This window comes from Flavobacterium sp. LAR06 (assembly GCF_041946075.1).
Lineage (GTDB): Bacteria > Bacteroidota > Bacteroidia > Flavobacteriales > Flavobacteriaceae > Flavobacterium.
Genome location: NZ_JAUTYT010000002.1, coordinates 360,308 through 372,096, shown reverse-complemented (window position 1 = coordinate 372,096; position 11,789 = coordinate 360,308). Strand labels below are relative to the sequence as shown.

At 31.9% G+C, this 11,789-nt stretch carries 10 protein-coding genes; 1 reads left to right on the top strand and 9 read right to left on the bottom strand.

All coding sequences use genetic code 11. From position 1 onward, the window contains the following. Positions 1-17 precede the first annotated feature (17 nt). Entirely contained in the window at positions 18-725 is a 708-nt protein-coding gene (locus tag Q7C23_RS04735) for a hypothetical protein (RefSeq protein WP_375031422.1), read from the top strand. A 490-nt stretch (positions 726-1,215) separates the two neighbouring features. Here Q7C23_RS04735 and Q7C23_RS04730 read toward each other — a convergent pair whose 3' ends face one another. From Q7C23_RS04730 to Q7C23_RS04690, 9 genes are all read right to left on the bottom strand, one after another. After that, a complete protein-coding gene (locus tag Q7C23_RS04730; protein ID WP_375031421.1) occupies positions 1,216-1,956 on the bottom strand; it encodes a hypothetical protein in 741 nt (246 codons plus the stop codon). Positions 1,957-2,262: 306 nt separating this feature from the next. Beyond that, the gene (locus tag Q7C23_RS04725) at positions 2,263-3,003 is read right to left on the bottom strand and encodes a hypothetical protein (protein ID WP_375031421.1); all 741 of its coding nucleotides are present in this window, start codon (positions 3,001-3,003) and stop codon (positions 2,263-2,265) included. Positions 3,004-3,360: 357 nt separating this feature from the next. Next, entirely contained in the window at positions 3,361-4,503 is a 1,143-nt protein-coding gene (locus Q7C23_RS04720; protein ID WP_375031420.1) for an IPT/TIG domain-containing protein, read from the bottom strand. Between the two features lie 149 nt (positions 4,504-4,652). Further along, the gene (locus tag Q7C23_RS04715; RefSeq protein ID WP_375031419.1) at positions 4,653-5,111 is read right to left on the bottom strand and encodes an SRPBCC domain-containing protein; all 459 of its coding nucleotides are present in this window, start codon (positions 5,109-5,111) and stop codon (positions 4,653-4,655) included. Positions 5,112-5,206: 95 nt separating this feature from the next. After that, positions 5,207-5,806 (bottom strand): hypothetical protein, encoded by a 600-nt coding sequence (locus Q7C23_RS04710; RefSeq protein ID WP_375031418.1) that lies wholly within the window; start codon positions 5,804-5,806, stop codon positions 5,207-5,209. A gap of 86 nt (positions 5,807-5,892) precedes the next feature. Then, entirely contained in the window at positions 5,893-6,084 is a 192-nt protein-coding gene (locus Q7C23_RS04705) for a hypothetical protein (RefSeq protein WP_026985683.1), read from the bottom strand. A gap of 340 nt (positions 6,085-6,424) precedes the next feature. Continuing rightward, a complete protein-coding gene (locus tag Q7C23_RS04700) occupies positions 6,425-9,670 on the bottom strand; it encodes a VIT domain-containing protein (protein ID WP_375031417.1) in 3,246 nt (1,081 codons plus the stop codon). A 271-nt stretch (positions 9,671-9,941) separates the two neighbouring features. Then, positions 9,942-10,850 carry an alpha/beta fold hydrolase gene (locus tag Q7C23_RS04695; protein WP_375031416.1) on the bottom strand — a complete coding sequence of 303 codons (909 nt, stop codon included), beginning with the start codon at positions 10,848-10,850 and terminating at the stop codon, positions 9,942-9,944. A gap of 159 nt (positions 10,851-11,009) precedes the next feature. Next, on the bottom strand, positions 11,010-11,690 hold the full coding sequence (locus Q7C23_RS04690) for a metal-dependent hydrolase (protein WP_375031415.1): 681 nt from the start codon (positions 11,688-11,690) through the stop codon (positions 11,010-11,012). Positions 11,691-11,789: the final 99 nt, after the last annotated feature.

The following is an 11,789-nucleotide window of genomic DNA, read 5'->3' as shown; positions in this document are numbered from 1 at the left end:
TGCTAAACAATAAAAAAATGCATGAAGATTTAAATTTAAAAGTAAGAAGCCAAGTTTTAGATTACTCTTTGAGTACTGAAAGAGATATAAATACTTTACTTTTAAGTTATTTGGCTATTACTGATGATAAAAACCAAACTAAAAATTTTGGCAACAAAGCTGGTATTTCTTTTAAAAATAAACTTGATTTATTATATGACATTAACGTCTTTAGTAAGGAAGAATATCTAAGTATTGATTTGCTAATGATCTTTAGAAATAGATTTATGCACGACATTGATTCTAATTCTTTCACATATATTTTAGAAAATTTGGAAAATGGATTAAAAAATAGATTTCTCGTATTTATTGAAGAGGACGAAAAAGAATTAAATGAAAAAACATATGAAAAAGCGTTTAACAATTTATATTTCCACAATTTAAAAATAATACATAAAAAATATAAAGAAAGAAGACAATCTTTAGAAAAGCATAAAATTTCGTTGATTGGTCTGGTAGAAATATATGAATCTTTATCCTTATTATCATACGACTTTGCATCCAAAATTTCTTTAGAAACAGCAAGTATTCTTGAGAAAAATCCAGAAGCACTAATTTATTTACAAAATCACTCAGAAAGTATATTAAATCATATTGACGAGCTTGATAAATTGAGCAATGCTCATACAAACTTTTTAGAAAACAATTTAAATCATTTGATATTGTTTCCTAAAAAGAAAATATAACCTTAAAATCTAATTTAATTCATCCAAAATTCAAAAAACTAAATATCTTTTGTCACATATTTCAGATTTTAGACACAGATTCGAGTCCTGTTCCTGCTATTTGAAAATGTATTTGATATTTTAAAAATTATTTACGATTAAAGCTATTAGGTACTCTATAGTTAGTATGCTGAGTGGTAACTGGACTCTAACCAAAGTGATACTAAATTCTAACCAGAAGATTAAATGTCATTCAAAATCTCCAGGTCTTTCAATAAATGGTTCGAATTCTGTACCGTCATGGTCACAAAACAAAAAACCTATTTCGAAAGGAAATAGGTTTTTTTTACATCTTTTTCAAACTGTTTAATAAGTTATATTTTACAAATATTGTAGATTTGTAAAATCCCATCAAGTTAACTTGACGGGATTAGAACCATCTCAAATTATTGAACTTAAAAATTAATAAGTTGTATTATTTTATGAATGCCGTGATTATAGTGTAGTCATTTTATATGTGGATAATTTTCTCAAAATCTATCAATTCTAATTTTATTGGTGTTTTATATCTTTCATTATGTATGTCTGCTATAAAAGATTTTTTTGGTTTTAAAGTTATTGTGTTGTCTACAAAACTAATGACATCAATCAAAGTATAAATATCTTCATAGAATTGAAGCTTGTAATTTAATGAACTGCAAAAATTATTTTTCTTGTCTTTGTATTCAATTACAGCCGTTGTTCCAACGTTTTCGGCTTCAATTTGATAATAAATATCAATCTTGAAAGAATTGGTTTCTTTTGATTTGAAATGAATTTTTATTTCTGTGTCAAACTCAGAAATAAGCTTCTCAGTTTGATTTACTAATACTAAATTTAAATCATTACTTATTTTTCGCAACGCTTGAAATGTTATTGATTTAATGAAGCTATTTTTTTTGCTATCGGAAAGTGATTGTAAATTTTCAGAGTTAATACCAAAATCTAAATATTTTATTCGTTTGTCAATGTTTCTATTAGAAAGTATAATTTCATTTTCTTTTAAGACTGTTGTTAAGTTGATATAAATATGATCAAATTCCCCATAACTAAACTTTAACTCATTTAATTTTCGTGCAATGCGTTGTCCTATGAAATTTGTATCTTTTGTTGGAATAAAAAGCTTGCCTAACTCTTGAGGAATACTTTGTCCTTCAATATTTTGTTTGTCACTTTCGTAAAAGCGTATGTCTTTTAATATTCTGTCGCCCATTTTCTTTTATCTCTATTAGTAACCTAATATATAAATAATTTTAGACTTCACTTAATATTTTTAAATCTTCTAAAAGGTTCGAATTTTGTACCATCAGGGTCACAAAACAAAAAACCTATTTCGAAAGGAAATAGGTTTTTTTTACATCTTTTTCAAACTGTTTAATAAGTTATATTTTACAAATATTGTAGATTTGTAAAATCCCATCAAGTTAACTTGACGGGATTAGAACCATCTCAAATTATTGAACTTAAAAATTAATAAGTTGTATTATTTTATGAATGCCGTGATTATAGTGTAGTCATTTTATATGTGGATAATTTTCTCAAAATCTATCAATTCTAATTTTATTGGTGTTTTATATCTTTCATTATGTATGTCTGCTATAAAAGATTTTTTTGGTTTTAAAGTTATTGTGTTGTCTACAAAACTAATGACATCAATCAAAGTATAAATATCTTCATAGAATTGAAGCTTGTAATTTAATGAACTGCAAAAATTATTTTTCTTGTCTTTGTATTCAATTACAGCCGTTGTTCCAACGTTTTCGGCTTCAATTTGATAATAAATATCAATCTTGAAAGAATTGGTTTCTTTTGATTTGAAATGAATTTTTATTTCTGTGTCAAACTCAGAAATAAGCTTCTCAGTTTGATTTACTAATACTAAATTTAAATCATTACTTATTTTTCGCAACGCTTGAAATGTTATTGATTTAATGAAGCTATTTTTTTTGCTATCGGAAAGTGATTGTAAATTTTCAGAGTTAATACCAAAATCTAAATATTTTATTCGTTTGTCAATGTTTCTATTAGAAAGTATAATTTCATTTTCTTTTAAGACTGTTGTTAAGTTGATATAAATATGATCAAATTCCCCATAACTAAACTTTAACTCATTTAATTTTCGTGCAATGCGTTGTCCTATGAAATTTGTATCTTTTGTTGGAATAAAAAGCTTGCCTAACTCTTGAGGAATACTTTGTCCTTCAATATTTTGTTTGTCACTTTCGTAAAAGCGTATGTCTTTTAATATTCTGTCGCCCATTTTCTTTTATCTCTATTAGTAACCTAATATATAAATAATTTTAGACTTCACTTAATATTTTTAAATCTTCTAAAAGGTTCGAATTTTGTACCATCAGGGTCACTATAAAAACAAAAAAGCCTGCAAAATTTATATTTTGCAGGCTTTTTTATGGTTCGAAAATTCGTCTCAAGTTTGTATTTTCAAATTCAAAATGACGACTAACGGTTTGTGGCTGTAAGTCGTTTGCAAGTTTTGAACCTGAGTATTTTTAGCTTAACGAGAATATGAATAATCAAAACAAGGTTGGTTTTAGGATTTATTTTAAAAAAACCTTTTTTGAGGTGGTGTAACAGCTACTGCTGCTGGATGATTGTTTTAATTTGTTACAATAAAATAGTCGTAATCATCCTTAATAATGTTATTTTCAGATAATGAGTTATCTGTTAGGTTTAATTTTAAAAGTTTATATGTGGCAATCCCATTATTATATATAATTTTCTTTCCAATTATTTGATTTGTTTGTGGATAATAAGTGAGAAGACTTATATGTTCGGCACTAATATTTATTAAAGTTTTAATTTCTGTGCCAGTAGCAGGATTGAGTTCAACTATTCTTTTAGTTGCTCTATAGGCATATAATTTTCCATTAGTTGCAGGAATTAATTCGTCATAGCCGTAATAAATATTTTCAGTTATTGAATTGTCCGAAAGATTTATCTTGCAAAGTTTATGGATGTTGTTTCCATTATTGTCAATTAGACCTTTATCTCCCATTATTTCGTTTGTTTGAGCATTGTAAATTAATCCGTAAAGTTGATCGCTTCCTGTATTTATTAAGCTTCCAATTTCGGAACCTGTATTTGGATTTAATTCAATAATACCTTGATACAATTTGTACCCATATAATTTTCCTGTTGTTGTTACGATCAATTGGTCATAACCTGCATAAGTCATTTCTGTTATAGTATTGTCTGCAAGTTTTACTTTAAAAAGTTTGTAAGTATTACTTCCATTGCTATTTAAAATAATTCCTTGTCCAATAATTTCATTTGTTGGAGCAAAATATTTTAACTCAGTTAAATAATTATATCCTGTACTATATACCAGGATTTTGGTTTCTATACCTGTTACAGAATTTAATTCAACAATTTCTCTGTTTTGTTTGCAGGCGAATAGACGATTTTGACCAATTATAGAAATATAACCTGCATTAACTGTTACACCATCTACAGTTAATTGAAGTGGACCAGAAGTTGTACCAACCGGAACTATAACGCTTATAGCAGATGCAGTAATTTGAGTAATTTGACCATTAGTACCATTAAATGTAATAGTGTAAGTTGAAATTGGGTTGAAGTTTTGTCCATTAATTATAATAGTATCGCCTATATTAGTTGAACTAGTCGAAATGCTTTGAATTGTTGGGGTTTGAGTAGCTGGATTTTCAACTTCTTCTGCATTAGGACTTGAACAGCTAATTAAAATAAATAGTGCTATAATTGAAAAAAAATGTTTCATTCTGAATGTTTGATTTTTAATTGCTGATTTTTTTTTTGAAGATATAAAATATTCTTGCAAAAGGGTTGGTTCAACGTTGCTAAATTCCGCTTCAATATCACTATAAAAAGGAAAGCCTGAGAATCCAGATTCTCAGGCTTTTTTAATGGTTATTTTTCACAAATTTCTTTCAGCTTGTCAAGAGCCTTTGGATAGTGGTCGTTCATGTAATCTAAAAATTCTTCTACTGTGTCTAAGTCAACAGTAACAGTTGTAATGCCATTGTTTTCTTCGAAGGTATAGTTTTCAAATCCGTTTGCCCATTTTTCTACATCTGGCCCTTCTGTTATTTCCTTATCCGCTTTTAAAAGCCCATAATGTTGAATAGAGACAAATTGGTTGGGAATATTTATAGCTATCCTGGAAACCATACCGCCTTTTTCTCCCTTCTCATCTACACCAATAAACAGCATTTTACTTCCCTTGTCCCAACTTCCTTCATAGGTAGAGGTGGGGTTAAACAAGGCAGTCCATTGTTCATATGTTGATTTATTGTTAATGCCAAGCATAAAATCATATATCTTGGTCACAGGTGCATTGATGCTTACTTTGAATTGTAACTTTTTCATAATGTTTACTATTTGGTTGGATTAATCTTTAAATTGCTGTTATGTGTTATTTTTCTTTTATAAGTTTAAAGTTAAAACATAAAATTTTGTAAAGTCTAATAAAACATGTCAAGTTGGTAAGATTTACTAATTACGATCCATTTTCCATTTTCATTTTTCATGATTATTAAATAATTGTCGGTTAAACCATTAATTGATTCAGTGGTTCCCTGACCAACTTTAAAAACTAAATACTTATTAGCCCTATAATAGATAGGTTCTGAAAAAGAAAAAACATTTGTGATTGGAAGATGTTTTTCGAAATGATTGATAATAAATTCTATAAATAAATGAGAAGAGAAGAACTCAACATTTTTATAATTAAAATCATTAGCAACCCATGAATTGTGTTTTTCGATTTTGTGAGAATATTTTTCTTTCATTTCTGCCCAATCTTCTTCATTATAAAGAGGCGGTTTTATTTCTTCTCTGTCGTCTCTTTTATATTCATTGGTTAGTGAATCTTTAGACATTTTTCCTTTAAAAATATCAATTACATGATTCGTACTGGTCATCTCTTGAATGAGAAATATTTTTTGATTAAAATCGGGAACGATTGTTTGTAAAAAGTCATTTATAGCTTCTTTTTTGTCTTGAGCATAGGATAGCTTGCTAAAAAAAGATATAAATAGTAATAGGCATACAAGCTTTTTCATATTTTAGTTCAAAAAATTCCCTACTGGTTTTTGTTAATTTGAAGTTCCTGATCCAATGCGCTTATATTTATCAGAACTAGTTTTTCCTATTTCTCAGATCCCTTTTTAGAATTCTTCACCAAAATAAAAACTGAAAACGCAAAACACAAGAAGTAAATAACTGCTAGTGCTGGCTTCTCAAATTTAAAAGTTTCAAAATCGAATTGCTTAAATAATGTTACGCCTAAGATGATTGCACAAATCCAAAAGATAAAGTTGACTACTTTTTTATTTTCCATGATTTTCAGTGTTTTATAAGTGTGTGAATTATCCTTTTTATTACATTTTCAAAAAATAATTAATAACGAAGATAGGAAAGAATAAGAAATTATTTATATTTTTTTTGGATATACATTTCTCGAAAAAACAAAAACTTCTAATTTAGCCCCGATAGGACGGACTGGAAATCCTTTTGTCCCGGTGTTCGGGACAAAAGATTGAAAGGGATAGCGGGACAAAACGTGTTTTGAAAACAAAATTTTTCTGCTCCAAAACAAAAATAGAAACAAGAAAAAAGGCCTTAATAAACATACTTTCCTATGTCAATTAAAACCTTTTTTAGTAAAATGAATTATATAATTAATCAATCACAACTTCTGCCAGATTTTGATTTTCTTTGATTTTACCTAGTTGAATCGTTTGTAATTTTCGTTCTGTAATACCGTTTTTAGAAGTATACACTTCAACCATAACGGTTGTTGGGCCGTTTTCGGTAAGGGTTCTTTCGCCGAAATAATTTGATTTGATGATGTATTTTCCTTTAACAGCATTTTTCAATAAATATTGTTCCGGACCATAACCTTCTGTGAAATCTTTAGAGAAACGAGCACCTATTTCAGTATCTCTGTGTCCGTAATAACATTCTTCGTTGGTTGGTTCTATGATGTGAAGATCGATATCCGTATCCATCTGATTCCAGTTTAGGATAATGCGAATGGCAACCGGCATTTTGTTTAAATATTTTTTGTCCAGTTTGTCTGTTTTAATGCTGCTGTGTTCCTGAATCATTCTGTTCAAATCCATTAGAATAATGTCTTCAACACCAGAATATTGACCGCTCATTTCGCCGAAATAATTAACTTCTAAGGCTTTGATCAATTCATCAAAAGCCGCCTGATATTGTTTATTGTCTTCAAGAGTCAACGCCAAATCACGATGTGCCTGTGGTTCCTGTTCTCTCCATTTTGCAACCTGGCTGGCAGTAAACAAGGCATCTTCATACGTTCCCCACTGGCGTAATACATAAGTCAGTGATTTGTATAACTGATGGTTTTCTAAACCTAAATCGGCAATGTTGCTCAATACTAACAGGGCTTTTTCTTTGTCGCCATTGTCATAAAAGTAGTTCGCCACATCAAAATAGAAATTCGGATTGTTGATTTGGTCGGCGCGCAATTCAAGATATACACTGTATCTTTTTTCTGCCGGAGCATTGGCTAATGCTTTCAAATAAATTCTGTCCGGATTCCAGATGTTTGTTTTTGTCTGATTAAAACTGGAATAACCAACGGTAACATCCAGATTGGAATCTACCACATTTTGATTCTGAATAGCATTATCAGCAGCAATTGCGGTACCGGTACCAACAGCAACTCCCGCAACTTGTCCAGCCAATGCTTTTTGAGCGTTTGGAGCTGGAAGTGTAATACTTTCAGAGCGAACCATCATGGCAGAAGAAGTAGTGTATCTTCTTTTTTCTTTTTTATCTGCTTCTTCGTCCTCTTCAACATCATCTCGTTGGCTTCGGCTTATTCCCATTGCAGTAACGACAACTGATTCTAATTGAGCCCCTGAATTATCTGTCATGGTTATTCTATAATTTCGGGTTCTTCCGGCTGTAACTTGCTGAGTATTCATTCCGATATAAGAAAAGACAAGAATTTGTCCGGAAGCTGCATTAAGACTAAATTTCCCATCAAAATCTGTCGCTGTACTTAGTTGAGTGCCTTTTATAGTAACATTAACACCAGGCAGTGGAATGCCACTTTGATCTAAGACAATTCCTCTCACGTTCCCATTTACATTAGCTCCGGTTTTTGGATTCTTTGGCACAGGCACTGGTTTCGGAATATTGTATTTAGTATTCTTATCCCACCATGTTTTAAGCTGTTCGTAATAGCTGGCTACATTCTCCCAATTGCTAAATTTCTTTGCCTGAGCGCTCGCCATTTGCTGCTTCATGACGTTATCAAACTCTGCTCTTAATTCGGCAGGCGGAATAATGTCATATTGAATATAATCGTGCAGACTCTCCAGAACAATAAGCGAAGTGTTTTGCGTTACAATTCCGTATCGTTTTCCGAGCGCTTCAATTTCATCGGCGTTTGTCTTGTACTGAATTTCAAGGTTGGCTATTTTCTTTTGCGCCCATAATTTTTCGATACTAATTTCGCCCGAAACCGGAATTGTCGCATCAATATGAATTGTTTTTTCTAAAACAGGTTTTTCATCATACCCAAAAAGCAATACGACATCATTTTTACTTTTCAGTGAAATTCCGGCAACGCTAAAACTTCCTGAAACCGGTGTTCCGGCCATTGGATATAAATCAGTTACCAGATAATTTTCTTTGATTCCAAGAAATTTCAAGCTTTGGTACATCAATTTATCATAAGCCTCTTCAATTTTTAACTCATTTAAGTTGATAAAATTTCCACTTGTTTTTATCGCATTATAATTCAGAAAAGCATAATCTGAGGAACCAAGCGAACTAATCGTATAAATCGGTTTTTTGGTCGTTGTTAATACGTTTGCACTCAAAGAAGATAATCCGTCTGTAAAGAATAAATATTCGTCATGAACCGGCAATTTGATTTTTGAGAATCGGGTACCGCCATCATAAACCACATTTTCTAAAACTGATTTCAAGGCAGACCAATCGCCATTTTGAATTGCATAAGTGCTCTTTTTTTCAAAATTGTAACCAGCAAAATACAAAGTCACCGATACGTTTTTTAATTGATTAAAATAGGCGGCAAGCAATTGCAGTTCTTTCTTGGCGTTTCGGTTTTTGCAGCTTAGCGAAACATCCCAAATCAAACCAATAGTAGCTGGGTTTTTCTTTAGAATTTTAGGATTATCCAAAATAGTATTGGCATAAAAATAATGCTGATCGTTAACACTCTGAGCCACGACACTCGGAATTTCAGCACGAATCGGAATCGTAATAACTAATTTATCCTTAAGCTGATAATTCACTTTTTTAACTGAAGTCACATAAGACTGATTCTGATTTTCCAATGCCAGAATTCCTTCATCATTAGCAATGGTTGGTGCCGCAGTTGCCCCCAAAACCGCGACATTCAACTCAAAAACATCCAGTTTCCCGGAAGTACTGCTCAACATTTGATACGATAAATGTGTTGCATCAAAACTGCTTAATTCCTGTTCGTATCCAATAATTACAATACGTTCCTTGCCCGGCATTAGAGGATAAATGCGGGTTCTAAAATTATTTCCTTCTACTTTTTCGAGTAATCCCGGATCAACACGACGATGCTCAACGGCTTCAAAAACCTGTTTGCCTTTGTTCTTGTTAACGGGAACTGCCTCACGCATTTTCCCGTTAATGTCAATCGCATATCTTGAAACCGAAACTCCTTCCGGCAACGGAAATAGCAACTCGGCTTCCATCTGGCGATTGGTTCCGTTATAAAAATGCATTTCAGTTGTCGTATACGCAATATTGCCTACGATTTTTACGGCAACTTTAAGTTGGTTTAGTCGGACTAAAGAAGAATCTTTACCTTTTACATTCAATTGCGGACTTTGAGCCTGAGTAAAAAATCCGAAGAATAACAGCGAAATTAGAAGTATGTTTTTCATAAAATATAGTTTTAAGTTTTCCAGAAGAAACTTCTCTATTACTATAGAGTACTATTTTTATAAAAAGGTTGGGACAAATAAAAAAACTTCTTTATAAAAAGTCTTATAAAGAAGTTTTTTTTAATTTTTAGTAGTTTTTTAAGGAGCTGTTTCCAGCCATCCGCTATATCTTTTGTTTTGAACCCCACAACAAAAGGATGCCGCTTCTGTCTGAGCTAGGGGACTCGTTTTCAAAAGAAATATCATTTCCCTAGTTTATAGTATTCCGATTTTATTTCGAATTTTCCAGAAAAGCATGAATATAATTTACCACCAAATTCACATGCTGATGATGCGGTGCATGTCCGGTTTGCGGAAAAACAATAAGTTGTGCTGTTGGCAATTGCTGCGTTAAAGGATACCAGTTTTCGACTGCAAAACTAATGTCATTATCTCCGCAAATGATTAAAATCGGTGTTTTGGTTGTTTTCAGTTTTCCTTTAAAATCATCTTTATCTTCGGCTAAACCGGCACTTCCCTGAAAATAAAGCTGAAAAACATCCATAGTGGACGGAATTTTTGAAACATCAATTCGTTTGGCAATTCTGTCGTGCGATGCTTTGGCTTCTATTTTACTAGCTTCTGACGAAGGTTCAAAAAATAACACAATTTCATCATCAAAATCGTTTACAGGTTTTAGGGCAGCATCCAGAAATGCTTGTCCTAATGGAACGACTCTTTCGCCCGGAGGCCCTGTTCCTAATAAAACCGTTTGGGTAATAAGATCATCAAATAGGAGTGTGGCTACCTGAGTTACCAATCCTCCGTAAGACCAACCCATGATGATTGTTTTTTTTATTTTTAGAAAATCAGCCAGATCCTTTACATCTTGGGCAACCTCTTTTAAATCGGTTGGTAAAGTTCCGGTTGAATAACCAATTCCGCTGTAATCAAAAGTGATGACACGATAATTCTCGGCAAGTTGGTCCAAAAACAAAGGATCCCAGGTATCAAGTGTACCTCTAAAACGGTTTACTAAAATAATTGGCATTCCCTGCCCGATAGAGCGATAGGCAATTTTACGTCCTGGAACATCGGCAAACTCGGTGGTTGAATTCAGCGCGCTAATTTTTTGTGCATTCATAGTATATAAATTTGTTATAAGCATCAAAAAAACAAATGAGATTTTTAATGTTTTCATTGTCTTTGAATTTTGGTTTACAACTAATCCAGAAACAATTTTAATGCCTTGGTTAAAATATTTATAATCCTGTGTTTTTTGAGATATGGAGCGATTTAATAGTTTTGGTTTTTATTTTATTTCGCTAAGGGAAAGGTACTTTAGCGATATTTAGAAAAATTAGATCTCTATTGTACTGCCTATTTTTGGCAAATAAAGCTGTAGATTGGCATTTGTAAAATCTGTCATCGCTTTTTCATGATCCATTACAATGAAACCAAAAGTATCGTAATGTACGCCCAGAATTTTATTGACTCCAACCAATCTTGAAGCTTCAATAGCTTCTTCAACTCCCATGGTGAGACCGTCGCCAATTGGGAAGACAGCAAAATCAAGTTTAGTAAATTTCGGAATGATCTGCATGTCTAAAGTCAGGGCTGTGTCGCCGCTATAATAGAAATTTCCGTCTGAAGTTGTAAGTACAAAACCACAGGCAATTCCGCCATAACTTCCATCCATAAAACTACTCGGATGTTGTGCAATCACGCATTTTACTCTCCCGAAATCAAAGTCAAATTTCCCGCCCGGATTGATAGGATGCGCGTTTTCGATTCCGTTTTTTAAAAGCCAGCCATAAATTTCAAAATTACCAAGAACCTTGGCTCCGGTATTTTTGGCGATTCTTTCAACGTCCTGAATATGGTCGTAATGTGCGTGTGAAATAAAAATATAATCTGCTTTTATGGCGTCGACGTCAACATCTTTTGCCAGTTCGTTTGGTGTAATAAAAGGATCAAAAAGAATATGTTTTCCATTGGAATAAACAGAGAAACACGAATGTCCGTAATACGTTACTTTCATGATAAAAATAGATTTATAAATTAATAATGACTTATAATCGAAATAGTTGTCTTCTCTTATCCAAAAAACGTACCATTGAAATTTACTTTCGGTTCCCTA